The organism is Glutamicibacter sp. NPDC088483 (assembly GCF_044753145.1).
Taxonomy (GTDB): domain Bacteria; phylum Actinomycetota; class Actinomycetes; order Actinomycetales; family Micrococcaceae; genus Glutamicibacter.
The window spans coordinates 233,448-258,897 of record NZ_JBIVMP010000002.1 but is presented as its reverse complement, the minus strand read 5'-3'; the positions used below and the strand labels follow the sequence as shown (position 1 = coordinate 258,897).

The following is a 25,450-nucleotide window of genomic DNA, read 5'->3' as shown; positions in this document are numbered from 1 at the left end:
GTTGGGGCTTACTGGCCGCCCTTTTGCACGAATCCGCGGACGAACTCTTCAGCGTTGGATTCCAGCACCGAGTCGATCTCGTCCAGCAGGTCATCCACGCCGGCGGACTGGCCGGTGGTGTTCACCTGGACCTGTTCCGTTTCGGCCTGCTGGTTCTGGGTGCTGCGGCGGGCCGAGAAGCTTTCCTGAGTCATCGTTTTCTCCTAAGTCGTCGTGAATCCCGGAATTACGCGCCGAGACTCATACCTATTCTGCGCCGATTAGCGACGCCTGGCCAATTCGTCGATAAATTCCGCAATCTCCAGCTGCGTGTCGAACAGCTCGCCAACCTGCGCACGGGTTCCGCCCAGCGGTTCGGGCATGTGGAAGCGGCTGATCTTGCGCGCCCCGGGGACGGCGAAGGACAACGCATCCCAGTTCGCTGCGACCACGTAGGGCGCATAGCGCTGCAGGGTCATGCCGCGCAGGTAGGCCCGGGTATCTTCCGGCGGGCTGGCCACGGCTTGGTTGATCTCCTGCTGGCTGAAGATCCTCTGGATGGCCCCGCGTTCGGCCATGCGGTAGTACAAGCCCTTATCGGTCCGCAAATCAGCCCATTGCAGGTCCAGCATCGCCACGCGTGGATCGGACAGCTCAAGCTGGTGGCGCTGGGCGAAGCCGTTGACCAGCTGGTATTTGGCGATCCAGTCAATCTGGTCTGCCGCGTCCATCGGGTCGCACTCGAGCAACTCCAGGATCTGCGCCCAACGGCTGAGGATCTCGGTGGTGTCCGGATCATCAATGCCGCGTGCCGCACAGTAGTTTTCTGCCGCATGCAGGTAATGGCGCTGGATTTCAATGGCGGTGAGCTGGACCCCGCCGCGCAACCGCACCTTGGCCTTCAGGGTGGGGTCGTGGCTGATTTGCTGCAAGGCCAGGACCGGCTCGACCAGTTCCAGCTGCGGGGCCATCCCCGCTTCGATCAGCGAGAGTACCAAGTTGGTGGTGCCCACGCGCAGCAGGGTGGAGATCTGCCCGAGGTTCGCATCCCCGATGATCACGTGCAGGCGGCGGTACTTGTCCCAGTTCGCGTGCGGTTCATCGCGGGTGTTGATGATCGGGCGGTTGATCGTGGTTTCCAGGCCCACTTCCGCCTCGAAGAAGTCGGCACGCTGGGAGACCTGGAAGGCGGCGCGCTCGTTGAGCATGCCCTGGCCCACCCGGCCGGCACCGCAGAAGATCTGCCTGCTGGCAAAGAACGGGGTGAGCCCGCGGACAATCGAAGAGAACTCGATGCCGCGCGGCATCAGGTAGTTCTCATGCGAGCCGTAGGAGACCGACTTGTTATCGGTGTTGTTCTTGTACAGCAGCAGTTCCCCGCTGCCCAGGCGCTGGGCGGCGGCCGCGGCGCGGCGCATCACTTCATCGCCGGCTTGGTCCCAGAGCACCGCATCACGCGGGGTCATCGATTCGGGGCTGGAGTATTCCGGGTGGGCGTGGTCGACGTACAGGCGTGCGCCGTTGCCCAGGACCATGTTCATCACGACATCCGTGGATTCCTTCTCCTGGTAGAGCGTTGAACCCAGATGCGCGTCGTTGCCATCCAGCGCAATGGATTCGGCGGTCCAGATGCCCTCGTCGTCCAGCCCCGGCTCCAGGTCGGTCAGCTGGCTCGGATGCGCTTGGGCCCGGTCCATGGCGAATCCGCGCGCATCTTGCAGCGGGGATTCGTCGCTGTAGTCCCAGCGTGCTGCCTTGGCCGCCGAATCCTGCTCGGCGACCAATTGCGCGTAGGCGTCAACGATCTGCGCCGAAAGCACCGTGGCGTTGGCCTTGGGCATGTTCGGGCGGATAATTCCGTATTCGGTTTCCAGGCCGACCAGCCGACGTGCGCTCATTTGCCGGCCTGCTGCTGGACCAGGGAACGGATGTTGCTGATCCGCTCGCCCTTGCGGCCGGAAATTCGGGCCCAATCATCGGGGTTGGTGGTGTTGGGCATGTCCTCGTGCTCGGCGAACTCCTCGCGCACCGCACGCAGCAGGTACTCCATTTTCAGTCCGCGTTCGTTCTGCGTAATCAGCGCCTTGATGGCATGCTTCTTGGCGCGGTCCACGATGTTGTGGATGACCGCGCCCGAGGCGAAGTCCTTGAAGTAGAGCACTTCGGTGGCACCGGTAACATAGGTGACTTCGAGGAATTCGTTGATCCGCTCGGTGGAGTACATTGCCTGGACGGCTCCGCGGATCATGCGCGCTATGGTGGCGCCGGCATCCCCGGCATCGGCATCGAGCTCATCGGCGTGCAGCGGCAGTTCGGTCGTCAGGTACTTGCTGAAGATTTCTGTGGCACCCTCGGCATCGGGGCGGCGGATCTTGATCTTGACGTCCAGGCGTCCCGGACGCAGGATCGCCGGGTCGATCATGTCCTCGCGGTTGGACGCGCCGATGACAATCACGTTATCCAGGCGCTCGACGCCGTCAATTTCGGCCAGCAGCTGCGGCACGATGGTGGTTTCCACATCCGAGGAGACACCGGTGCCGCGGGTACGGAACAGCGCTTCCATCTCGTCGAAGAACACCACCACCGGATCTCCATGCAGCGCCTTCTCCCGGGCGCGGGCGAAGATCAGGCGGATGTGCCGCTCGGTTTCGCCCACGTACTTGTCCAGCAGCTCCGGACCCTTGATGTTCAGGAAGTAGCTGCGGTTGCTGGCCCCTTCCTTGCGCTCGACGACGCGCTGGGCCAGGGAGTGCGCCACCGCCTTGGCGATCAGGGTCTTGCCGCAGCCCGGAGGGCCGTAGAGCAGGATCCCCTTTGGCGCGCTCAACCCGTGTTCGCGGTACAGCTCAGGGTGGGTGAAGGGCAGCTCCACCGAGTCCTTGATGGCTTCGATCTGCGAGTTCAGCCCGCCAATGTCCGAGTAGGCAATGTCCGGGACTTCCTCGAGCACCAGGGACTGCATGTCGGTGAGCTGGACGCGGGATACCGCCATGCCCGAACGCGAATCGATGGCCAGCTGGTCGCCCACGCGCAGGTGCATCTCGCGCAGCGGGCCAGCGAGTTCAACGACGCGCTGGTCATCGGCACGGGCCATGACTACGGCGTGGTGATTTTCCAGCAGTTCCTTGACCGTGACCAGTTCACCGGTCTCTTCGAATCCCAGGCCCGCGACGATCACCAGTGCTTCATTGAGCAGCACCTGCTGGCCGATGACCAGCTTGTCGAAATCCATCAGCGGGCTGACGGCCACGCGCATCTTGCGCCCGGAGTAGATGACATCTGCGGACTGGGCGCCGGTGGATTCGATGCCGAGCCCGGGCTCGGGGTGCTTGCGCGGGTGCTTGGCCACGATGGTGCCGTGGCTGAAGGGAGTGTCCCCGTCTTTTTCCAGCGCCGACTTCAGGTTGATGATCTGCTCGCGGGTGGTTTCCAGCAGGGCCACCAGGCGCTTGTTATTGCCGCTGATCCCGGCGAGTTGCTTGTCGAGGTTGCGATTCTTGTCGCGCAGCACGTTGACCTGGCGTTCGGTCATCTGCAGCCGCTCGGCCAATTGTTCTGCCTCGCGATTATCGTTCACGTTCCAACCTCCAACATCCAACGTCACCGGGGCGGTTCGTGCGCCCTGATGAGGTTTTTTCCGGTGCTTGGCGCACCGTCTTGCTTCCATCCTAGGAACTGAAGGCCCCGAGTGCAGAACACTCGGGGCCTAATGTCACATAATGAGACGCAATGTCTCAATATATGGTTGCAGCTCAGGCTTCGCCGCCAGCGCCTTCGGCGCCTTCTTCAGCGGCACGCACGCGCACGGACTGGTTGGCATCGCGGGCGGCCCGGCGCAGCTTCTTATCCGACAAGCCGCGCTCGCCCAGTGCTTCAGGGGTCCACTCGCCGTCGGCGTGATCGCGCGTCCATGCGCTCAGGTCCTCATCGGAGTACGAGTGCTCCTTGATGCGCTTGGCTTTCGGGATGCCATCGGCGGAATCGGCCAGACGGCGGCAGGTGATCAGGAATGCGGTGTGCGCCACCATCCGGTGATCCGGGCGGACAGCCAGGCCGTCGACGTGCCAGCCGCGCACCAGGGTTTCGAAGCACTCTGGCTCGGTGAACTGGCCCGAAGCACGGATGGCCTCGACCACGCGGGACATCTGGGTCACCGAGGACACATAGTTGGTCCACACGCCGCCCGGCGCCAGCACCGTAGCTACCGCATCCAGGCATTCCCAGGGGCTGAGCATGTCCAGGACCACGCGGTCGATGCTGCCCGGTTCTTCCAGCTCGACGACCTTGTCCTGGAAGTCGCCGATGGAGATCTGCCACGATGGGTGCTCGCCACCGAAGACGGTGGAGATGTTGCCGCGGGCGATATCGGCGAATTCCTCGCGTCGCTCGAAGGAGTGCAGGAAGCCCTCATCGCCGACCGCGCGCAGCAGCGAGATGGACAGCGCGCCGGAACCGACACCGGCTTCGACGACGCGCGCGCCCGGGAAGATGTCGCCGAACTGCACGATCTGCGCGGCATCCTTCGGGTAGACCACGGTGGCGCCGCGCGGCATGGAGAGCACGAAATCCTTGGCCAGCGGGCGCAGGGCCTGGTAGCGGAAGCCGTCGATATTCTCGATGACCGAGCCTTCGGGCAGGCCGATGATGGCCTCGTGCGGCAGCACGCCCTTGTGCGTGTGGAACTCTCCACCGTGCTGCAGGGTGATGGTGTTGATCCGGCGTTTCTCGTCGGTCAGCTGCACGCGGTCGCCGACACGGAAGGGGCCGCGACGGGCTGCCGCGCCGTGCGGCGCCTGGCTCTTAGCTTCGCTCACTGATGTGATCCTTTTCTTGGTGCTTTTCAGTCTGTATAGAGTTTACTTGCGGCGTCCGGTGACGGCGTTGACGATCTGCCGCTGGTGCAGCAGGCCCACCACCTGCCCGGTGGCGCTGATCACCGCGTATTCGGCGCTGTCCACGCTGGCCAGGTAGTCGATCAGTGCGCGGCCATCGGAATCCTCGGCCACGATCGCGCCCTGGCCCAGGGCACGGGACACGGCCAAGGCCGGAACCTGGGCCGCCTGGTTCGGGTCCACCCGGGACAGTGCCTGCGCATCGATGACCCCGACCGGCATCCCTTTCGGGTCGACCAGGATGATCTCTCCCCCGCGAACGTTCTGGCGGGAGAGCACGTCGGCTACGGTTGCGTGCGAAACCATGGCCGAAGCCGGGCGCATCAAGTCGGTGGCGATCACGGTGGGCAGGTTCAGCATCATCTTGGAGTGCGCAATCAGCTGCGTGGTGGCTTGCCACATGAACATCGCCACCATGATGCCGACCACCACCGTGATGATCTGGGGCTGCTCGCCGCGTACCAGAGGATAGATCACGAAGTAGAAGACCAGGCCCACGGCGATTGCCCGGCCCACCCAGCTCGAGGCGATGGTGCCCTTGAACTGGGATCCGGTGGCCTTCCAGACGATCGATTCGACCAGCCGCCCGCCATCGAGCGGAAGCCCGGGCAGCGCGTTGAAGGCGCCGAGCAGCAGGTTGGCATAGACGAAGAAGTCCAGCAGCAGGTTCGGGTACACGCCCATGGCCGCGTTCTCGATCACCAGCCAGCCGATTCCGGCCAGCAGGAAGTTCGACAGCGGTCCGGAGAGTGCCACCCAGAGCGAGGCGCCGGGCTTGGCCTTGAAGGAACCGAACTGGGTGTGCCCGCCCATCAGCGTCAACACGATGTGCGCATCGGGCCACTTGAAGGCGCGCGCGGTCATCGCGTGCGCGACCTCATGGATCAGCACGGCCACGGCAATAGCCACCGCGCAGGCCAGGCCCATCAGGTAGGCGTTCAGCGGCGGGATGATTCCGCCGCGCGAAAGCTGGATGCCAACGCTGAAGGTGATGACCGCGGTGATGATGAACCACGAGCTGGAGAGGTAGACCGGGACGCCCCCGATACGCCCCAGCTTGATTCCAGGGGACTTTTCCTGAGTGTCGCTCACGCGCTAACCTGCACCAACCATCGAGTCATTTCATGTACATCCACGGATGCCAAGCTGTCGATCCGGCGCCAATTGCCTTCTCCCGGGTCGGTGGCGTTGGGAACCAGCACCGCATGCAGCCCGGCCGCGGACGCCGAGGCGATGCCCGGCACGGAATCCTCGAAACCAATGCACCTGGCTGCTTCCAGTTCTTTCCCGGTGCACTGGCCAAGCAGCTGCAGTCCAGCCAGATAAGGTTCCGGGTGCGGCTTGCCGTTGGCGACCTCTTCACCGGTAACGCTGGCCTGGAAGGTGCCTTCGGGGATGCTGAGCATCAGTTCATCGACAATGCTGCGCTCGGACATGGTCACCAGGGCCTGCGGGATGCCTGCCTGCTTGCACGCCGCGAGCAATTCGCGGGCTCCTGGCCGCCAGGGGATCTCGCGGCGGATGCCGGCAACCACCCGGGCAGAGAGCCAGTCGATGATCTCGCGGATCTCCAGCTTGACCCCGGCCTGCTGCAGGGCCCGGGCGCCATCTGGCAAGGCGTTGCCGACCAGGGCCAGGCCTTGTTCATGGCTCCACGAGCCGCCATGGGAAGCCACCAGCTCAGCTTCGGCAGCCAGCCAATAGGGTTCGGTGTCGATCAGCGTACCGTCCATATCCCACAGGACAGCTTGCGGGGTTGCGGGCTCGGTTCCGGCGGCAAAGTCAAAACTGGTGCTTGGCATGAGTCCATTCTAGATGGAAGAGTGGGGCTAAGCCGCTTCGGCGAGCCACGCCGAGAGCATCGAGTGCTGCCAAGGAGTCTTCAATGAACGAGGAATACCACGCCCCGACGCTGAATAGCTATATTGCCAAGACCCAGCATGAGATTCGCCCCACCATCGTCTTGGCTGCCTTCGAGGGGTGGAACGACGCCGGTTCGGCGGCCACGGACGCCGTCCGCCTGCTGCTCGAGTCCAACGCCCATGAGCATGTGGCCACCGTGGGCGAGGACGATTTCTACGACTACCAGTTCACCCGGCCCAAGACCCGGCGCACCGGGACCGGGCGCGTAGTGGACTGGCCGTGCACCGAGATCTTCAAGATCCATTTGCCCCAGGCGGCCGCCGACCTGCTGGTGGTGCTGGGTGTCGAGCCGACGTTCAAATGGCAGACCTTCTGCTCGCGGATCATCAAGGTGGCCCAATCCCACAATGCCCATGCCGTGCTCACCCTGGGCGCCTTGCTGGCTGATGTGCCGCATACCCGGCCGGTGCCGACCTCGCTGGCCAGCGATGATCCGCGGTTCCAGGAGCACCTGAGGATCAGCGCCTCCACCTACGAGGGGCCCACCGGAATCCCCTCGGTGCTCGGCGTGGAGTTCGAACGGTACGGGATCCCGAGCCTGTCGCTGTGGGCGCAGCTCTCCCACTATGTTGCGCAGTCCCCCAGCCCGCGGGTGCAACTGGCCATCATCGAGCTGCTGGAGGAAGTCATCCCGGTCTCCGTGCCGGACCAGAAACTGCGCGAGGATGCGCTGGCCTGGAAGCACGGGGTCGATGAGCTCGCGGCAGCGGATCCGGATGTGGCCAAGTACGTTGAACAGCTGGAGCAGGCAACGGACACCAGCGAGCTTCCCGAGGCCAGCGGCGAGTCCATTGCCCGGGAATTCGAGCGCTATCTGCGCCGCCGGGGAAAGTACCGCAAAGACAGCCCGGGGTCCGACTTCGATATCTGAAGCCGGACCCCGGGATGCTTGGCGCGGTGCTGCCTAGAGCTTGAGCCCCAGCAGCGCGTCGATGCCGTGGCGCAACGCTTCGGCGCCGTCGCCATTCGAGCCGGCCGGCTGCGCCGCCCACCGGTCGAGTGCCTCCAGCGCGGAGGGCGCATCGATGTCATCGGCCATGTGCTTGCGGATGCTTTCCACTACCTTGGCTGCGTCCTCGTTGCTGGTGGTGGCCAAGGCCTGGCGCCAGGCAGCCACCCGCTGCTGGGCTGCGGCCAGCAATTGCTCGGTCCAGAACCAGTCGCTGCGGTAGTGCTGGGAGAGCAGTACGGCGCGGATCGCTACCGGCTCGACGCCGGCTTCGCGCAGTTTGGAAACCAGCACCAGGTTGCCCAGGGACTTGCTCATCTTTTCGCCGTCCAGGCCCACCATGCCGGTGTGCACGTAGGTCTGCGCGAGTTCCGCGTTATCGCCAGCAGCTGCGTGGGCCGCGGAGAATTCGTGGTGCGGGAAGATCAGGTCCGAGCCGCCACCCTGGACAGTGAAGGGGGCCGGCAGGGTCTCGCGGGCAATCACCGAGCATTCGATGTGCCAGCCCGGGCGGCCGGCACCGAGCTTGCCGCCATCCCATGACGGCTCGCCCTCGCGGGCGGCACGCCACAGCAGCGGGTCCAGCGCATCGCGCTTGCCGGCACGATCCGGATCCCCGCCGCGTTCGGCGAAGAAGCCGAGCATGGTCTGGCGGTCGTAGTTCGAAACGGCGCCCAGTTTCCAGGCATCGTTCTGGGCGGCCAGGGTGTCGAAGTACACGTCGCCTTCCACCCCATCGGCACCAGCCGGCACACGGTAGGCCAGATCCGCATCGAGCAGCTGCTCGACGACCGGGACCAGCCAGTGGATGGATTCCACCGCGCCGATGTAGTTCTGCGGCGGAATGACGTTCAGGGCTTCCATGTCGTCGCGGAAGAGCTGGATCTGCGACTCGGCCAGTTCGCGCCAATCGACGTTGGTTGCTGCGGCGCGTTCGAGCAGCGGGTCGTCCACGTCGGTGATGTTCTGGGTGTAGGCCACGGTGCGACCGGCATCGCGCCAGGTGCGCTGCACCAGGTCGAAGGTGACATATGTGGCGGCGTGGCCCATATGGGTGGCGTCATAGGGGGTGATACCGCAAACGTACATGCTGGCCGGCGCAATAGCCTCATCCGCTGGCGCAGTGGCCTGTCGGGCTCCGGTGGCGGTATTGAAAAGTTCCAGTGTTGGTGCTGAACCAGCCACCTGAGGTACCTCAGGGTTATTCCACGCGTGCACTTATGGACATCCTTTCGCAGATGCGACGTATTTCTTCCTTTAACTCCAAGTGAAGCAAGGCGAGGTTTATTCCCGTTAACTGCAAGATGCCCGTGAAGCAGTCCACGGACATCTTGGAAAACCTGGATCAGGCGGCCATCCAGCCCAATCCCAGAGCGACGAACAGCGCCAGGCCCAGCAGGATGCGGTACCAGACGAAGAAGCGGTAGGAGTGGGTGGAAACGAACTTCAGGAACCAGCCCACAATCAGGAAGCCGACGACGAAGGCCACGACGGTAGCGACACCGGTCTGCGCCAGGGTGTAGACACCTGGTTCGTCGAAGGACTTCACCAGCTTGTACAGGCCCGAGGCGAACACCGCCGGGATCGCCAGCAGGAACGAGTAGCGGGCTGCGGCTTCACGGGTGTACCCCATGAGCAAACCAGCGGTGATGGTGCCGCCCGAACGCGAGACGCCCGGAATCAAGGCCATGGCCTGGGCGAAGCCGTAGAAGATGCCGTGCTTGACGGTCAGCTTGTCCAAGGTGCGCTGCTGCTTGCCGTAGTGGTCGGCGATGGCCAGGATCAGGCCGAAGACCACCAGTGTGGTCGCAACAATCCACAGCGAACGGAAGTTCGTATCGATGTAGTCTTCCAGCAGCAGGCCCAGGATCGCGATCGGCAGGGAGCCGATAATGATCAGCCAGCCCATCTTGGCATCCGGATCCGAATGCGGGATCTTGCCGGCCAGCGCCTTGCACCAGGCGCCGATGATCCGCACGATGTCACGCCAGAAGAAGACGATCACTGCGGTTTCGGTACCCAGCTGGGTAATGGCGGTAAATGCCGCTCCGGGGTCTTGGGCGTTGGGCAGGAGTTCGCCAACGATACGCAAGTGGGCTGAGGACGAGATCGGGAGGAACTCGGTCAGGCCCTGGATCAATCCTAGGAAAGCTGCTTCAAACCAATTCACCCCTCGACATTACTTCACCGATTGCGACTATCTGGACTCAGAAACACGGAATAGGAAAAATTCACTCCGTGGTCGTACTCACGCATCATCCGAGGGTATGGTGAAGGGCAATAACTCGGAATACTGATCGTAGAGGGCGTCTTCATAGTCTTCGAAGGCATCGGCCAGCGCGCCAAAAGCCGCGTCGACGGATGCCTCGCCAGCACCGCGGCTCTGCGACACAATTGCCAGGTGCTGCTCCAGGCGTGCAATAAATGCTTGCAGTGCAAAACTCGGTTCAGTACTCATAGCATGAGGCTACAACGCACGGCGTTCTTTAGATAGGGGGCAGGATGCTCGAAGAAAGAATTAAGCCACCGCTGCATCATCCCGATGACCAGCGCTTTGAATACCTGGTCATAACTTCTTTCCCGGGCGAACCAAAGCATGTCGCCCGCGCCGCCCTGCGGGAGCACGCCGATAACGGCAAATGGGAGCTCATGCGCACCTGCCGCTATGAAGGCGGCGCCCAAAAATACTGGCTGCGCCGCCGGGTGATGCGCATTCGCAGCACCCTGGCTCCCTGAACCGGCAACTGGGCACATGGCTCCGTGCCCGCGATTGGCCCTCACAGCAATCGCGGGTCCTTGCCTCAGCTGTCGAGCGGGCCTACCAGCCACGAGGCCACCGTATTGGCTGCCGAAGCGGCATTGGACGGGTGGTACCAGCTGGCCTGCACGTCGCGGTAGAGCCGTTCGAACTCCGACCCCCGGAAATATCCGCCACCGCCCAGCAGCTGTCCGGCCAACTGGATGTTCTCCCGTGCAGTGTCCCCGGCCAGGGTGCGCAGCGTCACCAGCTTGGGGAACCACGCGCCCTGGTGATCCGCCTTGGCCTCCAGGTCACCGGCCACCGAGCGTTGCAGGGCATCCAGGGCCAGCAGGCGCATCGCCGCCTCGGCCAAGAGCCCGCGGGCGCGCACATCCTGCGCATACCGGGTCCCATCCTGGTGCACCCGCTGTCCCAGGGCCTCCTGGGCCAGGGTCACCGCACGATCTGCGATGCCCACGTAGACGCTTGCGGTCAGGGTCAGGAAGGATGCGAAGATGCCGAAGACCAGCGGGTCCTGATTTGGACCGGCCGGCAGCCGGCTATGCACCGATTCGCGCGGAGCCACCGCATTTTCCAGCTTCGTGGTGTGCGACTGGCTGGCCCGCATGCCCAGGGTGTTCCAGTCGTTCAGGGAATGCACGCCCTCGCCCCTGGCTACGAAGCCGTGAACCAGTTCCCCGGATTCCTCATCCTTGCCGAACACCCCCAATCGGGTGAACGCCGGTGCCAGCGAGGTGAAGATCTTCACGCCATTGAACTCCACCGAGCCATCGGCAGCAGTTCTCGCCCTGGTCTTCGAGTCGAAGAGCACCGCGTCGTTGCCGGGCTCCGAAATCCCGAACGCCATGACTTCGCCCTCGGCAATCCAATCGGCCACCATATCCAGGCGCCGGTCCCCGCGGGCCTGCAGCAAATACGCGACGCCCGCCCACACCTGGTGCATGTTGATCGCCAGGGCCGTGCCGGGTGCCGCGGTGGCCAGGCGGCGCTGGGCCAGGGCCAGGGTCTGGAAGTTCCACCCCAGTCCCCCGCGCTCTGCCGGCACCAGCGCCTTGAGGTAGCCCAGTTCCACCAGTTCGTTGAAGTCTTCGATGGCGAACGAGTTCGACTCGTCATAGCCGGCGGCCCGGTCCCGGAAACGCTCAAGCAGCTCGTCGCTCAGTATGGATTCGATGGTCAAGGATTCTGCTCCTGGATTCTGTTGTGCTGGCTGGGCCAACGCTGGTTCTAGTATTCCTGCAAGAGGTTTTGGAGCACCCGCACGCCGAACTTGATGGAGTCCACCGGCACGCGTTCGTCGACGCCATGGAACATTCCGGTGAAATCCAGCTCGGCAGGAAGTTGCAGCGGCGCGAATCCGTAGCCGGTGATCCCCAGTTTGGCCAGCCATTTGTTATCGGTTCCGCCAGAAAGCATATAGGGCAGAACCACGGCATCCGGGTCTTCAGCCAGCAACGACGCGATCATGGAATCCACCAGCGCACCGGCGAAGGGCACCTCCAGGGATTCCTGCTCATGCACCATGGACAGCTCAACGTGTTCCCCGGCCAGTTCACGCAGGGTCTCCAAGGTGGCTTCGTGCTGCTCGGGCAGGGTGCGGCAGTCGATCAGCGCTGCGGCCTGCCCGGGAATGACGTTGTGCTTGTAGCCTGCCTCCAGGGCGGAGGGATTCGCGGTGTTCTGCAAGGTAGCCCCGACGAAGCGCGAGACATTGCCCATGGCCGAGAGCAGCGGGGCCGGATCGGCTTCATCGAAGTCCAGTCCGGACAGCTCGGCCACCTGCTCAAGCAATGCGCGAGTGGTTTTGGTGTAGGACAGCGGCCATTGATGCTCACCGATGCGATGGACGGCTCCTGCCAGATGGGTGACCGCATTATCGGTGTTGAGCTGCGAGCCGTGGCCGGCCATGCCCTTGGATTCCAGCTTCAGCCAGGCGATGCCCTTTTCCGCAGTCTGCAGCATGTAGGCCCGGCGGCCGTTGATTTCGACCGAGAACCCGCCGACTTCGCTAATGGCCTCGGCCGCCCCGGCGAAGAGTTCGGGATGGTTCTGCACCATCCAGCCGGAACCATAGTCCCCGCCAGCTTCCTCATCGGCGAAGAAGGCGATGACCAGATCGCGCCGCGGGGTGATGTTCTCGCGTTGCAGGTGCCGGATGGCGGCGATAATCATCGCGTCCATGTTCTTCATGTCCACCGCTCCGCGTCCCCAGATCATCCCATCGATGATCCGGGCCCCGAAAGGATCCACGCTCCAGTCTTCGGCGATGGCCGGCACGACATCCAGGTGGCCGTGCACGACCAGGGCCGGCAATGCCCGATCGGCCCCCGGGATGCGGGTGACCACGTTGGCCCGCCCGGGAGCGGATTCATAGATCGTGGCATCCAGGCCGACGTCCTCGAGCAGCCCAGCGACATAGCGGGCGGCTTCAAGCTCCCCCGCGCCCTTGTTGCCTCCATAGTTCGTCGTGTCGATCTGAATCAGTTTCCTGCAGATCTCTACGGCTTCATTTTCCATGAGTGGAATGTCGCCAGCAGTGGACATCGCCAATGATCCTCTCGTAGCAGTGCTTTGCAATACACACTAGTGGGCAAAGCCCTCACCGTCGTGTGCGAACGTGCGCAATTTCTAGCCGTGAAGTTCCTGGTAGGCCTTCCTCGCGCCCGGGTGCAGGGGCTGGCCTCCGGTGCTGACCAAGGTTTCGGGGGTCAAGAACTGGATGCCGGCGCTGGATTCTGGCACCAGCTGATCAGCGTGGGCGACCAGGAGCTTGACGACGGCTCCGGCCAGCTCCTCGGGCATGTCCGCGCGCGCCATCAAGAGGTTGCCAACCCCGATCGTCTCCACGGACTTGATTCCGCGGTAGGTTCCCTCCGGGATGACTACCCGATCGTAGAGATCCGGGTACCGCTCGCGCAGCTGCGGCAGCACCGCTGAAACATCGAGCAGGCCCAAGTCCATGGTTGAAGCGAGCCGGCTCAGCGAAGCAACCGGCAGGCCGCCGAAAAGGAATAGCGCGTCAATGCTTCCCTTGCCCAGCGCCTCCAGCCCTGCCACGTACCCGTACTGCAGCTCCTTGGGCGCGATCCCGCGATTCTTCAGCTCCGCTGCACGCAATATGCGCTGGCCGGTCACCCACGTACCTGACCCTGGCGCACCGGTGCCGATGGTGCGTCCTGCCAGATCCTGCAGCGAGCTAATCCCGGCTGCTGTGCGGATGATGCAATGGAAATAGTTCTGGTAGACGCGGCCCAGGGCCATCGGCTGCGCCTGTGGAGCGCTGTCCTTCCGGTACTGGTCCACCGTATCGGCCAGGGCAAGAGCCAGCCCGGCCTTATTTTCTGCGAGCATCGCCAGATTCTGGGCGCTGGCCTGGGTATTGAGGGCTGCTGAATGCTCGGCGACGCCGTGGTCCACCAAGGCGTTGGAGAGCAAGGAGGCAAATTGGAAGTACATGCCCCCGTCTTCACCGGAGGCGATATCCAATCGATGCGCAATGGGCAACGAGCTGCAGGAACTCAGCGCTGGCAGTCCGGCGGCGACTGGGGCTGCCAGGAGATATCGAAGCAAGTTCCGCCGGGACGGCATGGGCTCAGGATTCATCGGGCACCTCGGGCTTGCTGCCATGCAGGGGCAGGCTGATCGTTGCTTTGAACCCTTCGCCCGGAGCCGATTCAAGCGTGAGCTCACCGGCATTCGCGCGCGCCAAGCGATCCACGATAGCCAGTCCCAAACCTGTTCCCGGACTGTGCCGCACACGTTCTGCACGCCAGAACCGCTCGCCTGCATTCGCGAGTTCAGCAGCGTTCATGCCGGCTCCGTGATCCTGTATTTGGATGCTGGCAGTTCCCGGGTTGAGCCGCAGGCCCAGGACGATCTTGCTGCCAGGGGCGTACTTGAAGGCGTTTTCCAGTAGTTCCGCGAGCATCTGCTGCAAATCGAATCCGTTGCACCACACCATGGCGGTCTGCCCCGAGGTGGCGCTGCCATCGAGCACCAGCTGGTTTCCCCGTTGCCGGGCAACCTCGGATTGGCGTTCGACTTCCTCGGCGAGCATCTGCCCGACGTCGACTTGTTGGCCGTGCACGGCTGTCTCGGGCAAGGACTCCCCCGCATTTTGCTCGGCTAGCCGATGCTCGGCGCTGGCCAAGCGCATGACGCCGTCCAGCAGGGTTTCCACCCGATGCAGTTCGTTTTCCACCGCGTGCACTCCGACGGGATCCGCTTGGTCGCCCATGCGCATCTTCAAAAGATCCACGCGCAACCGCAAGGCGGCAACGGGGTTCCGGAGCTGATGGGATGTTTCAGCAATGAGCTCCTGCTGCTGCTTCAGGCTCTCGGCCATAGTTCGGGCCATGCTGCCCAGCGACCGCGATAGCCGGCGCAGTTCCGGTGGGCCTTGCTCTTCGAGGAGAACTGGTGCCTGATGCCGCGCAATGTCATTGACGGCATCATTGAGCCGGTGCACCGGACGGAGCACCCAGAAGGTCAGGCGGTCGGCCAAGAGCAGGAGTCCAGCGCCAATGGAAATGACAACAAGCCACAGCAGGCTGGACTTTTCCAGCACCTTGGCGCGTGCAGTTTCCAAGTTCACTTGCATCGTGACAGAGCCGAGCACTTGAGCAGAATTGCCGAACGGCTGCGAGAGCAAGGCGGTGGCATCCGAGAGAGGATCGATCGGCGGGATCTGGACCAGTCCCAGATTCAGCTCTGAATTGCGCACGGTGCCAGCGACCTCGGGATCCGCAGGATCGATACTGCCCGAGACCAATTGCCGCTGGCCCAGATTGATCAGCAGCCCTTCGCCATAGAGGTCGCTATAGGTGTCCATCTCCAGCTGGAGCAGCGACATGTCATTTGCCAGATCAGCATGGGTGGCAAGCTGGACAAAGCGGTTCAATGCCGACAACCGGTTCAACTGGACTTCAGCGGTGGCATCACGGCTGACGCTCTGCAACAGCATCGCGCTGACGATGGCGACGATTGCAAGCAGCAGCGTGCCCAGGATGCCCAGTACGCGCAGCCTCACGGGTTTGGCGTCTCTAGCCGGTAACCAACTCCGCGAACGTTCACGATCATCCCGGGTGCAGCAAGCTTGGAACGCAAACCGGTGAGGTGGACATCCAAGGAGCGCGACACCGCCACGAACGCGTCGCCCCACAAGCGATCAAGAATCTGCTCCCGGGTTACCACCGCTCCGTCATGCTGGGCCAGCAATGCCAGCAGCTCGAATTCCTTGGCGGTCAGCTGGAGGTGCCGTCCATTCAGAATTGCTTCGTGCTTCCCGGTGTCCACACGCAATCCGCCGGCGATGAGCACACCGCCGTTGTCATTGGATTGGACCTTGGCGCGGCGGGCCACCGCATCGATGCGGGCCAGAAGGACCGCCAGCCCGATGGGCTTGACCAGGAAATCGTCGGCGCCCTGGCGCAGTCCCCGGACAACGCTCCGCTCGTCATTGCGCGCCGAGAGGATGACCACGGGGACTTCACTGATTTGGCGCAGTTTGCGCAGGACTTCCAGTCCATCCATATCCGGCAGGCCCAGATCCAGCAGGATCATCTGGGCACTGTGGTGCTTCAACAGCGCGTCAGCACCGCGGCTGACATGCTCGGCCTGATGTCCTGCGGCGCTCACGGCATCGATCAGGGCGCGGGCGACGGCGTGGTCGTCTTCGACGATCAACAGCTGCACGGCATCATCCTCGACGTTCAGATCCGGGCTCGGCGCCCATGGGTAACTGATCAATTCTAGCAATTCGGAACACGCCGTGTTCTCCACGTCACTGCATTCCTAAGAAAGTGTTAGTACTTGACTGAGAGTTTGCCAGTAAGAAAGATCACTACCAAGATTGAATACGATCTCACACCCCCGTGGTCCGCGTCACTGCCGATGCGACTCCGCGGCGGCATCGCACTGTGGCAAAAGGAAAATCAAATGAGCGAAAACATCCAGGCGCAACGCGCCGACCTAGACGGTGGCGGCCCACCGCGCTGGAAAGTCATTGGCCCGGGACTGGTCGTTGCGGCGACCGGCGTTGGCGCAGCCGACATGGTTGCCACACTAGTAGCAGGCAGCCAGTACGGCTATGCGCTGCTCTGGGCAGTGATTGTCGGCGTAATCCTGAAGATTGTTCTGGTTGAAGGCGCCGGCCGCTACACCCTGGCAACTGGCAAAACCATTTTCGAGGGTTGGAAGACCCTGGGCAAGTGGACCACCTGGTACTTCGGTCCCTACATCATCATCTGGGGCTTCGTTTACGGCGCTACAGCGATGAGTTCCGCTGCATTGCCGCTGGCCGCCTTGATGCCGGCAGTGGATCTGAAGATCTGGGCAGTGCTCATGGGCCTGCTGGGCTTCGCGATGGTCTGGTTCGGAAAGTACAGCTTCTTCGAGAAGATCACCGCTGTACTGGTGGGCATCATGTTCGTGACCGTGGTGGGCTTGGCTTTCATCGCTGTGCCAAACATTCCGGAAATGCTCAAGGGCTTGATCCCGATGATTCCGGAAGGCGGCGTGGTCTACACCCTGGCGTTGGCTGGCGGCGTCGGCGGTACCATCACCTTGGCCGCTTACGGCTACTGGCTGCGCGAGAAAGGCTGGTACACCCCTAAGTGGATGCGGGTCATGCGCATCGACAACTCCATGGCTTACGTCATGACCGGCGTCTTCGTGCTGGCCATGCTGATCGTGGGCGCGGAAGTTGTTCGCGCCGCCGGCGTGACCATCTCCGGTGGCGACAAGGGCCTGCTGGAACTGGGCGACGTGCTGAAAGCCGAATATGGCGATGTCGTAGGCAACGGCTTCCTCATTGGCTTCTGGGCCGCGTCCTTCTCGTCGATCATCGGCGTATGGAATGGCGTTTCGCTGATGTTCGCCGACTTCTGGGGCCATATGCGCAAGAAGCCGGCAAACCACCCGGATACGCTGACCGGTGGCAAGTACTTCAAGTTCTATGTGCTGTGGCTGACCTTCCCGCCAATGGTGCTCTTCTTGCTGGACAAGCCAATTGCCCTGATCCTGGCCTACGGCGTCCTCGGTGCGCTGTTCATGCCATTCCTGGCGGTCACCCTCCTGGGCCTGCTCAATGGCAAGCGCATCCCCAAGGAATGGGCCAACCGCTGGCACACCAACACCGCGTTGGCGATTACCGCAGTACTGTTCATCATCTTGGGTGTACAGCAGCTGTACAAGTCCCTGGCTCCGCTCTGGAGCTGATGGCCTTTCACTAGGTCCAGAAGTCATGGCGGCATGCATTGAATTGCATGCCGCCATGGCTTTCGCGTTTAGGCTGGAGGTTATGAGCATCAAGCGGATTGGAATCCTCGGAGCGGGACGAGCCGGTACAGCCCTCGCCCGCGCAGCAGCATCGGCCAGAATCGACGTACGCATCGCAGGTTCCAGGCCTCCACGGATGATGAAGTACCACCTGGCACAGTACGCATCGCATGCCACCGCCGTACTGGCCGAAGACATTGCCGAGGATGCCGATTTGGTGGTGCTCATGGTGCCCCAAGAGGAACTCGACGACATTGATGTCCCATCCCTGGCTGGCATCTTGCTGGTGGATGCGACCAATCGCTGGGAAGACGAGCCGCTTCCCGACTGGCTGGAAACATCACTTGACGCTGGCTTGTCCAGCTCCGAAGGCATTGCAACCCATTTCAAGAGCTCTCGCGTGGTCAAAGCCCTCAATCACATCAGCCATTGGGACATGGACGCGGATCGGGCAACCAAGCAATCCGCGCAACGCGCCTTGGGCGTCGCCTCGGATAACAAGCAGGATGCCCAGACGGTTTCGGAACTAACCGTCGCCCTGGGTTTCTCTCCGGTCCTCCTGCCCAACTTGGCCGCGGGCCGCGGCTTGGAACCCGGTGGCGCGATCTTCAACGAAGTTCTCGATGCGGCAACGCTGTCCGCCAGGCTCGGCCCATCTTCGCAGTAGAACCGCTAAACCCGCGTTTCACTAGGCAGATCGCATCATATTCCTGTGACGCTCGACACTGATTTTCTGATTTTTTACCTTAAACCTCTACTCAATCCCGGTTTTCCCGCGGAATTCCGGGGTTTTCACCCTCCAGTTGCGGGGAGTTTCCCGATTGGAAATCCCCTGCTGGGGGTGGTAAAGTTTTACTTCGTTGCCAGCGATAACAACGCGAACAACAGACAACCTGCGCGGGTGGCGGAATAGGTAGACGCGCTAGCTTGAGGTGCTAGTCCTCGCAAGAGGGTAGGGGTTCAAGTCCCCTTTCGCGCACAGGTAGAATCCCCGGTTGACTTCGGTCAACCGGGGATTTCTTTATTTAATCCGAACGGATCCCAGCCCTCGATTGAGGATGCGGCGCATGCCTCCGCCGCGCTTGCACGTGCGCTGCCGTAAAGTGCTTATATGACTGACTCTTCCCCGGGCAACATCCCCGCCCAGCAGGGGCTCATGCCAACTGATGATGGCCACCAGCTGTACTGGGAAGAGTTCGGCAGTCCCGAGGGAATCCCGGCACTGCACCTGCACGGTGGACCAGGAGGAACACTCGGCGCGAGCGGCTACCGGAACCGCTGGGATCTGTCCCGTACTCGCCTCATTGGTTTTGAACAGCGCGGTTGCGGACGTTCTCTCCCCTCGGCAGCCGCTGCGGATACGGACATGGGAGAATTCACTACCCAGCGGCTGATAGCCGATATCGAAACGCTGCGTGTCGGGCTGGGTATCCAGAAATGGATTATCAATGGCGTGTCCTGGGGCTCGACCTTGGCTCTCGCCTACGCACAGGCCCATCCCGAACGCGTCGTCGGCATGGTGCTTTTCGCCGTCACGACAACGAGCCGTGAAGAAGTCCAATGGATCACCGAAACTGTTGGAGCGCTTTTCCCGGAAGCATGGGACCGCTTCTCGCGATTCGCCAGCAGCCGCATTCCGGCCTACGCGGCGGGTGAACTGCGACTGGTCGAGGCCTACGCGCAACTGCTCGGCTCCACCGATCTGGAACTTCGCGATGCGGCGTCCCGCGAATGGGCGCTGTGGGAGGATACCCACATTTCCCTCGGATCGGAGAAGGTAATCCGCGATCCGCGCTGGCACGACCGCCGCTTCCGGCATTCGATGTCACGGCTGACCACTCATTTCTGGGCCCATAATGGTTTCTGCAAGCCGCCGATCATCGAGAATATGGCTGGGATCCGGAACCTGCCGGCCGTTTTGATCCACGGACGAGCCGATGTTTCCGGACCGTCAATGACGGCATGGAAACTTCACCAGCTCTGGCCAGCTTCCTCACTGGTTATCTGCGAGACCGATGGCCACGGCGGAGCAGAAATGGTCGATCACTGGACGTCGGCGAACGCGAACATGCTGGACCTGGCTTCTTGATAGCATCAGAGGCGGAGTTTTGAACGAAAAATTCCGTCACTAGCACAGCACTACTGGAGTACTGAACATGCGCATAGCCATGCTTTCCCTGCATACCTCACCGATGCAGCAGCCGGGCTCCGGCGATGCAGGTGGCATGAACGTGTACATCCAGAACCTTTCCTATGCGCTGGGCGCCCTGGGCCACGAAGTCCACATGCTCACGCGCACCGCCAACGAATCCGAGTCGCTCCAGGTCAGCGAGGGCGTATGGATGCATCAGGTGCAGATCGCTGCCCATCGGAACCTTGCCAAGGAACAGCTCCCGGCGATCATCGACGAGGCCGCGGAGGAAATCGCAACGCACTTGCACGGAGTGAAGTTCGATGTCGTCCACGGGCACTATTGGCTCTCCGGAATGGTGGGGCTGCAACTGGCGCAGCGCTGGTCCGCTCCCTTGCTGGTCTCGATGCACACCTCGGCTGCGGCCAAGGAACACGAATCAGGTCTCCCCGAGCCGGGGAAGCGAAAGGAAGCAGAGAAGCAGCTGCTCGCCGCCTGCGCGCGCATCATCGCGAACACGCCCGTCGAGGCGAAACAGCTGCAGCGCTTCTACGCCGTGGACTCGAACAAGCTCGACATCGTCCTGCCGGGCGTCAACCACCGCATCTTCCACCCGGATCAGGACAAGCTGCGCCGGCCTCTGGGCGATGATGACTTGCACCTGGTCTACGCCGGGCGCATGCAACCGCTGAAGGGAGCCCATCTTCTGCTCGAAGCCATGGGCATCGCGCGTCGCGAGGATCCAGCCCTGCGCATTACCGCATCGCTGTTCGGCGCGCTGTCCGGGGCAACGGACTACGACCTGCCAGCGCAAGTCCAACGCCACGGCCTGGAGGACGTCGTCCGGTTCTTCGATCCGCTCTCCCCCGAGAAGCTGGCGCTCGTCTTCGCCAATGCCGACGTCGTTGCGGTGCCGTCCCTTTCCGAGACTTTCGGGTTGGTGGCGGCCGAAGCGCAGGCCTGCGGCACGCCGGTGTTGGCCAATGCGGTGGGAGGATTGGCCTACGCCGTCAATGACGGGGAATCCGGTTGGCTCATGACCGAGCCTGATGCCCAGCTTTGGGCCGCTAAGCTGCTTGAACTAGCCAGGGATCCTGAACAGATTACCGCTGCCGGACATGGGGCGCTGGAACATTCGGCCCTCTTCACCTGGGAACGCGCGGCCGTGGCCACCCTGGCCAGCTACCGTGTCGCCCAGTCCGAGCGCCAAGTACGTTGAATGCAATAGTGCCTTGGCCTTCACTGGATTTCCATTGAAGGCCAAGGCACTATTGGTGGAGCCTAGCTGCGCACCAGATCCAGCTCGAAGTGGGGCTTGGACTTGCGTGCATTCCACGCGTGGACCTTGTACCCATCGGCTTGCGGCTGGAAGGCCAGGTCAACCGATGCCGGAAGCACTACCGGGGTCTTGAACTCGATGCTCCAGTGGTACGTTCCGTTGGCTGGTTCGATCCCCGCCAATGCCCGGGCTGCCAGGTAGATGCCATGGGCAATAGCCGCTGGCATGCCCAACGCCTTGGCGCTGAGCGCGGACAGGTGAATCGGGTTGTAGTCGCCGGCTACTGCGGCCCAACGACGTCCCGTTCCCTGATCCAGTTTCCAGCTCGCGGTACGCTGCGGTGCGGCAAAGGCCGGATGCGCGCTCTTCTCCAGTGTGCGGCCCTCGAGCCGCACCCCCTTGGCCAAGAACGTGCTGCGCAGCAGCACCCGGTCCTGCCCGTCAACCACGAGGCGCATCACCAAGTCGGAGGTGGCCCCATGGGGATGGGCCGAAAGGTTCTCGCTGTGCACCTCGATATCGAATGCTTCGTGCTCCCCCAGCGGCTGGTCCACGTCGACCTGGTTGGACAGGTGGATCATGCCCAGCAGCGGCAAGGGGAAATCATCTTGCACCATCAAGGACATAGCCAGCGGGAAAGCCAGCGAGTGCAGGTAGAGGCTGGGCAGCACGCCGTTCATCGGCGCGCCTACGGCCTGGCGGAACTCGGCGAGTTTCACCGGATCGGCCTTGGCGCCCTGGAAGACCAGGACGGTTTCGGGCAGCACCGGGTTCTTCGGCTTCCGCTTCAGGGTCTTCACGGCCTTGGCATAGACCGCGGCCATCGAGGGAATCCCGGTGACGATGTGCGCACCCATCTAGGCACCTACCAGCGATTGGCCGCAGACCCGCAGCACCTGGCCGTTCAACCCGGCTGCGGCATCCGACCCGAGGAAGCTAATCGCCTCGGCAACGTCTACCGGCAGACCGCCTTGCATCAGCGAAGGCAGAACCATGCGGGCAACGGTGCGGGTACCCAGCGGGATCTTCGCGGTCATCTCGGTCTCGATGAACCCGGGAGCCACAGCGGCGATGGAGCCGCCATTTTCTGCAAACAGCTTGGCGCTGGCGTGCACCATGCCGATCACCCCGCCCTTGGAGGCTGCATAGTTGGTCTGGCCGCGGTTGCCGGCAATGCCGGAGGTGGAAGCCAGCGAAACGATGCGCAAACCGGGCAGCTTGGCTGCCAGGAAGGCTTCATTCATGCGCAGCTGCGAAGCGATGTTCACGGCAATCACCGAGTCCCAGCGGCCGGCATCCATATTGGCCAGCAGCTTGTCCCGGGTGATACCGGCATTGTGGATCACCAGATCCAGCGAGCCATGGCGGCCGATCGCATGATCCATGATCTGCTGGGCGGCATCCTGGGCGGTGACATCCAACTGCAAGGCGGTAGCGCCGATGGAGTTGGCGACCTTGGCTAGCGATTCGCCGGCAGCAGGCATATCCACCACGACCACCTGCGCGCCGTCGCGGGACAGCGTCTTGGCGATGGCCGCGCCGATGCCGCGAGCGGCACCGGTCACCACCGCGACCTTGCCGGCCAGCGGCTTGGCGAAGTCGGCTGGCAGCACGCCGTCATTGGTGCGCACAGAAAGGAACTGGCCGTCCACGTAGGCGCTGCGCCCGGAGAAGAAGAAGCGCAGCGCGGCCAGCGCACTAGGGCTGGCAACGCTGGTGCCTTGGGCAAGTACGATGCCGTTGGCGGTGGCTCCCCCGCGCATTTCGCGGCCCATCGAGCGCACGATACCGTCGATCCCCTGGCGCACGGCGGAAAGCTCCGGCGCATCGTCATCGCTGGCGGGACGGGAGAAGGCCACCACGCGGCCACCTGGCAGCAGCTTGCGCAACGCCTGGCCGGCCGCCAGCATCAGCGGCGACAGCTCGGTGGGGTGCTCGAGTTCATCGAGCAGCAGCACCAGCCCGCCGAGCTTGGCATCGCCGGCGTCGTGCCGGCGCACATCCAGCCCCCAGGCGACCAGGGTGTCGCTCAGGTCCTGGGCCTTGGACGAGGCACCGAGCACCAGCACCGGGCCGGGCAGCAGTGGCGCATCGGGGCTGTAGCGGCGCAAGCGCGGAGGACGCGGCAAGCCCAGCAGGGTGGCCAGCTTCTTGGTGATCCCGGAATTAACCAGTTCCATGTACTTGTCCGCCATTAGCTGCGAGCCTCCAGAATTGCGACGACGCCCTGGCCACCTGCGGCGCAGACCGAAATCAGCGCGCGGCCCGAGCCCTTTTCATGCAGCATTTTCGCGGTGCTGGCAATGATGCGCCCGCCGGTGGCGGCGAAGGGGTGCCCTGCGGCCAGCGAGGAGCCGTTCACGTTCAGCTTCGACCGGTCGATGGCGCCCAGCGGGGCATCCAGCCCCAGCTTCTCGCGGCAGAATTCCTCGTCCTCCCACGCCTTGAGCGTCGAGAGCACGGTGCCTGCGAAGGCCTCGTGGATCTCGTAGAAATCGAAGTCCTGCAAGGTGAGGTTGTTGCGCTCCAGCATCCGGGCGGTGGCGTAGGCCGGAGCCATCAGCAGGCCCTCGGCACCGTGCACGAAGTCCACTGCTGCCGCTTCGAAGTCCACGAAATTGGCCAGCATTGGCAGGTCGTTGGCTTGCGCGTACTCTTCGCTGCCCAGCAGCACGGCCGAGGCGCCGTCGGTCAGCGGGGTGGAGTTTCCAGCGGTCATGGTCGCCGCATCGCCCAGGTTCTTGCCGAAGGCGGGCTTGAGCTTGCCCAGCTTTTCCATGGTGGAGTCGGCGCGCAGGTTGTTGTCCTTGGACAGGCCGTTGAACGGGGTGACCAGGTCGTTGAAGAAGCCGCGGTCGTAGGCGGCGGCCAGGTTCTGGTGGCTGGCCAGGGCCAGTTCATCCTGGGCCTCGCGGGTGATGCCCCACTTCTTGGTGGTGATTGCCTGGTGGTCGCCCATGGACAGGCCGGTGCGCGGTTCGCCGGTGCCGGGGGCTGCGGGGGCCAGATGGCCTGGGCGCAGCTTGGCCAGCGCGGCGAGCTTGGCCTTGGTGCTGCGGGCGCGGGAAAGCTCCATCAGGATGCCGCGCAGCGCATCCGAGACGGCGATCGGCGCGTCGGAGGTGGTGTCCACGCCGCCGCCGATGGCGGAATCTAGCTGGCCCAGCTTGATCTTGTTGGCCAGCGAGCCGATGGCTTCCATGCCGGTGGCGCAAGCCATCTGCACGTCATAGGCCGGGGTGGCGTGATCCAGCGAGGAGCCGAGCACCGATTCGCGGATCAGGTTGAAGTTCTTGGAATGCTTGAGCACCGCGCCGCCGGCGACGGCGCCGATGCGCTGTCCCTGCAGGCCGAAGCGGGCGACCAGGCCCTCGAGTGCTGCAGTGAACATGTCCTGGTTGGACGCATTCGCGTAGGCGGTGTTGGAACGGGCGAAGGGAATGCGGTTGCCACCGATGATCACGGCATTGCGCACAGAGGGCTGGCTCATGTTCGTTGAACTCCTACAAATATTCTGGTGTGACAAGTATTACTGTAACCAAGAGTACATGATACTGTGAGTTACGTGAACAAGATCACTGGGGAAATCGACCGCGAGACCGACGGCCGAGCAGCTCGCTGGGAAGCGCATCGCACCGCGCGCCACGAAGAACTGCTCAAGCTGGCGCGCAAGGCCGTGCACAAGCTCGGCCCGCAGGTCTCGATGGAAGATATTGCTGGGCACGCACGCACCTCCAAGCCGGTCTACTACCGGTACTTCGGTGACAAGGAAGGCCTGCGCCAGGCGCTGAGCGCCATGGTGATCAACGACTTCCGCAAACGCGTCATCGCCGCGGGACTGGCCAAGGAAGATGAAATCAGCGCCCTGCACGCCATGGTTTCCTCCTACCTGGAGCTGGCCGACAACAGCCCCAACCTCTACTTCTTCGTGACCTCGGCCCCGCGCTGCGCCGACGATGAATCGGCCGGCGCCCTGAGCACTTTCTTCGAGGAAGCATCCAGCTTGATGAGCGAACGCCTGCTTAAGCTCTATGACCGGCGCGCCACTTCCGCGACCCTGGAGTTGTGGCCGCGCGCGGCACTGGGCATGGTCCGCGCCGCCGGAGAGCAATGGCTGCGCCAACCGGACTCCGAAGACAAGCCGACCCTGCAGTCGCTGGCCACGGAGCTGACCAATTGGCTGGCCTACGGCATCGCCTCCACCCGGAAACCGAAAACCTGCTGAAGCACCCAGGTGCAACCCCAAACCGAGACACCA

General features: G+C 63.2%; 25 protein-coding genes and 1 tRNA gene. 9 read left to right on the top strand and 17 right to left on the bottom strand.

What is annotated here, in order from left to right; all coding sequences use genetic code 11:
• Positions 1-8 precede the first annotated feature (8 nt).
• The 6 genes from ACIP6G_RS05415 to ACIP6G_RS05390 all read right to left on the bottom strand — a co-directional run bounded on the left by ACIP6G_RS05415 (position 9) and on the right by ACIP6G_RS05390 (position 6,673).
• Positions 9-194, bottom strand: a complete 186-nt coding sequence (locus ACIP6G_RS05415; RefSeq protein ID WP_105657838.1) for a ubiquitin-like protein Pup — start codon at positions 192-194, stop codon at positions 9-11.
• Positions 195-260: 66 nt separating this feature from the next.
• The gene (dop, locus tag ACIP6G_RS05410; protein ID WP_400289036.1) at positions 261-1,877 is read right to left on the bottom strand and encodes a depupylase/deamidase Dop; all 1,617 of its coding nucleotides are present in this window, start codon (positions 1,875-1,877) and stop codon (positions 261-263) included.
• A complete protein-coding gene (gene arc, locus ACIP6G_RS05405) occupies positions 1,874-3,511 on the bottom strand; it encodes a proteasome ATPase (RefSeq protein WP_400289350.1) in 1,638 nt (545 codons plus the stop codon). Before arc ends, dop begins: the two co-directional genes overlap by 4 nt.
• A gap of 220 nt (positions 3,512-3,731) precedes the next feature.
• The gene (locus ACIP6G_RS05400) at positions 3,732-4,793 is read right to left on the bottom strand and encodes a tRNA (adenine-N1)-methyltransferase (protein ID WP_400289034.1); all 1,062 of its coding nucleotides are present in this window, start codon (positions 4,791-4,793) and stop codon (positions 3,732-3,734) included.
• 42 nt (positions 4,794-4,835) lie between these two features.
• Positions 4,836-5,963 carry a site-2 protease family protein gene (locus ACIP6G_RS05395; protein ID WP_400289032.1) on the bottom strand — a complete coding sequence of 376 codons (1,128 nt, stop codon included), beginning with the start codon at positions 5,961-5,963 and terminating at the stop codon, positions 4,836-4,838.
• Complete coding sequence (locus ACIP6G_RS05390) at positions 5,960-6,673, bottom strand: HAD family phosphatase (protein WP_105657833.1); 714 nt, start codon at positions 6,671-6,673, stop codon at positions 5,960-5,962. The genes ACIP6G_RS05395 and ACIP6G_RS05390 overlap by 4 nt, the downstream gene beginning before the upstream one ends.
• Before the next feature lie 83 nt (positions 6,674-6,756).
• Here ACIP6G_RS05390 and ACIP6G_RS05385 point away from each other — a divergent pair, with 83 nt between their 5' ends.
• On the top strand, positions 6,757-7,665 hold the full coding sequence (locus ACIP6G_RS05385; RefSeq protein ID WP_332498551.1) for a PAC2 family protein: 909 nt from the start codon (positions 6,757-6,759) through the stop codon (positions 7,663-7,665).
• 33 nt (positions 7,666-7,698) lie between these two features.
• Here ACIP6G_RS05385 and mshC read toward each other — a convergent pair whose 3' ends face one another.
• The 3 genes from mshC to ACIP6G_RS05370 all read right to left on the bottom strand — a co-directional run bounded on the left by mshC (position 7,699) and on the right by ACIP6G_RS05370 (position 10,201).
• Entirely contained in the window at positions 7,699-8,961 is a 1,263-nt protein-coding gene (gene mshC, locus ACIP6G_RS05380; protein ID WP_400289030.1) for a cysteine--1-D-myo-inosityl 2-amino-2-deoxy-alpha-D-glucopyranoside ligase, read from the bottom strand.
• A gap of 127 nt (positions 8,962-9,088) precedes the next feature.
• The gene (locus tag ACIP6G_RS05375; protein WP_105657830.1) at positions 9,089-9,913 is read right to left on the bottom strand and encodes an undecaprenyl-diphosphate phosphatase; all 825 of its coding nucleotides are present in this window, start codon (positions 9,911-9,913) and stop codon (positions 9,089-9,091) included.
• Between the two features lie 78 nt (positions 9,914-9,991).
• A complete protein-coding gene (locus tag ACIP6G_RS05370; protein WP_105657829.1) occupies positions 9,992-10,201 on the bottom strand; it encodes a hypothetical protein in 210 nt (69 codons plus the stop codon).
• 44 nt (positions 10,202-10,245) lie between these two features.
• Here ACIP6G_RS05370 and ACIP6G_RS05365 point away from each other — a divergent pair, with 44 nt between their 5' ends.
• Positions 10,246-10,479 carry a DUF5703 family protein gene (locus ACIP6G_RS05365; protein ID WP_105657828.1) on the top strand — a complete coding sequence of 78 codons (234 nt, stop codon included), beginning with the start codon at positions 10,246-10,248 and terminating at the stop codon, positions 10,477-10,479.
• 65 nt (positions 10,480-10,544) lie between these two features.
• Here the strand turns inward: ACIP6G_RS05365 and ACIP6G_RS05360 are convergent, their stop codons facing one another.
• From ACIP6G_RS05360 to ACIP6G_RS05340, 5 genes are all read right to left on the bottom strand, one after another.
• Entirely contained in the window at positions 10,545-11,684 is a 1,140-nt protein-coding gene (locus tag ACIP6G_RS05360) for an acyl-CoA dehydrogenase family protein (RefSeq protein WP_400289027.1), read from the bottom strand.
• Between the two features lie 47 nt (positions 11,685-11,731).
• Complete coding sequence (locus tag ACIP6G_RS05355) at positions 11,732-13,048, bottom strand: M20/M25/M40 family metallo-hydrolase (RefSeq protein WP_400289025.1); 1,317 nt, start codon at positions 13,046-13,048, stop codon at positions 11,732-11,734.
• An 84-nt stretch (positions 13,049-13,132) separates the two neighbouring features.
• On the bottom strand, positions 13,133-14,092 hold the full coding sequence (locus ACIP6G_RS05350; RefSeq protein ID WP_181148863.1) for a TAXI family TRAP transporter solute-binding subunit: 960 nt from the start codon (positions 14,090-14,092) through the stop codon (positions 13,133-13,135).
• 4 nt (positions 14,093-14,096) lie between these two features.
• Positions 14,097-15,533, bottom strand: a complete 1,437-nt coding sequence (locus tag ACIP6G_RS05345; protein WP_400289024.1) for an ATP-binding protein — start codon at positions 15,531-15,533, stop codon at positions 14,097-14,099.
• On the bottom strand, positions 15,530-16,198 hold the full coding sequence (locus tag ACIP6G_RS05340; RefSeq protein ID WP_105657866.1) for a response regulator transcription factor: 669 nt from the start codon (positions 16,196-16,198) through the stop codon (positions 15,530-15,532). Before ACIP6G_RS05340 ends, ACIP6G_RS05345 begins: the two co-directional genes overlap by 4 nt.
• Before the next feature lie 243 nt (positions 16,199-16,441).
• Here ACIP6G_RS05340 and ACIP6G_RS05335 point away from each other — a divergent pair, with 243 nt between their 5' ends.
• From ACIP6G_RS05335 to ACIP6G_RS05310, 6 genes are all read left to right on the top strand, one after another.
• Entirely contained in the window at positions 16,442-17,722 is a 1,281-nt protein-coding gene (locus ACIP6G_RS05335; protein ID WP_105657825.1) for an Nramp family divalent metal transporter, read from the top strand.
• A gap of 82 nt (positions 17,723-17,804) precedes the next feature.
• Entirely contained in the window at positions 17,805-18,449 is a 645-nt protein-coding gene (locus ACIP6G_RS05330; protein WP_105657865.1) for an NADPH-dependent F420 reductase, read from the top strand.
• 45 nt (positions 18,450-18,494) lie between these two features.
• Positions 18,495-18,695, top strand: a complete 201-nt coding sequence (locus tag ACIP6G_RS05325; RefSeq protein ID WP_400289021.1) for a hypothetical protein — start codon at positions 18,495-18,497, stop codon at positions 18,693-18,695.
• Positions 18,678-18,761 (top strand) — tRNA-Leu (locus ACIP6G_RS05320). The genes ACIP6G_RS05325 and ACIP6G_RS05320 overlap by 18 nt, the downstream gene beginning before the upstream one ends.
• A gap of 132 nt (positions 18,762-18,893) precedes the next feature.
• On the top strand, positions 18,894-19,871 hold the full coding sequence (locus ACIP6G_RS05315) for an alpha/beta fold hydrolase (RefSeq protein WP_400289020.1): 978 nt from the start codon (positions 18,894-18,896) through the stop codon (positions 19,869-19,871).
• 67 nt (positions 19,872-19,938) lie between these two features.
• Positions 19,939-21,132: a glycosyltransferase gene (locus ACIP6G_RS05310; RefSeq protein WP_400289019.1), complete on the top strand. Its 1,194-nt coding sequence runs from the start codon at positions 19,939-19,941 to the stop codon at positions 21,130-21,132.
• 62 nt (positions 21,133-21,194) lie between these two features.
• On the opposite strand, the gene ACIP6G_RS05305 is transcribed toward ACIP6G_RS05310, so the two are convergent.
• From ACIP6G_RS05305 to ACIP6G_RS05295, 3 genes are read right to left on the bottom strand one after another with little or no spacing between them, the layout of a single operon-like run.
• On the bottom strand, positions 21,195-22,049 hold the full coding sequence (locus ACIP6G_RS05305; protein ID WP_400289018.1) for a MaoC family dehydratase: 855 nt from the start codon (positions 22,047-22,049) through the stop codon (positions 21,195-21,197).
• Positions 22,050-23,387, bottom strand: coding sequence for a 3-oxoacyl-ACP reductase (locus tag ACIP6G_RS05300; protein ID WP_332486288.1), 1,338 nt, complete (start codon positions 23,385-23,387; stop codon positions 22,050-22,052).
• Positions 23,387-24,682 carry an acetyl-CoA C-acetyltransferase gene (locus ACIP6G_RS05295; protein WP_400289016.1) on the bottom strand — a complete coding sequence of 432 codons (1,296 nt, stop codon included), beginning with the start codon at positions 24,680-24,682 and terminating at the stop codon, positions 23,387-23,389. Before ACIP6G_RS05295 ends, ACIP6G_RS05300 begins: the two co-directional genes overlap by 1 nt.
• A 75-nt stretch (positions 24,683-24,757) precedes the next feature.
• Between ACIP6G_RS05295 and ACIP6G_RS05290 the strand changes: the two genes are divergently transcribed.
• A complete protein-coding gene (locus ACIP6G_RS05290; protein WP_400289014.1) occupies positions 24,758-25,417 on the top strand; it encodes a TetR/AcrR family transcriptional regulator in 660 nt (219 codons plus the stop codon).
• Positions 25,418-25,450: the final 33 nt, after the last annotated feature.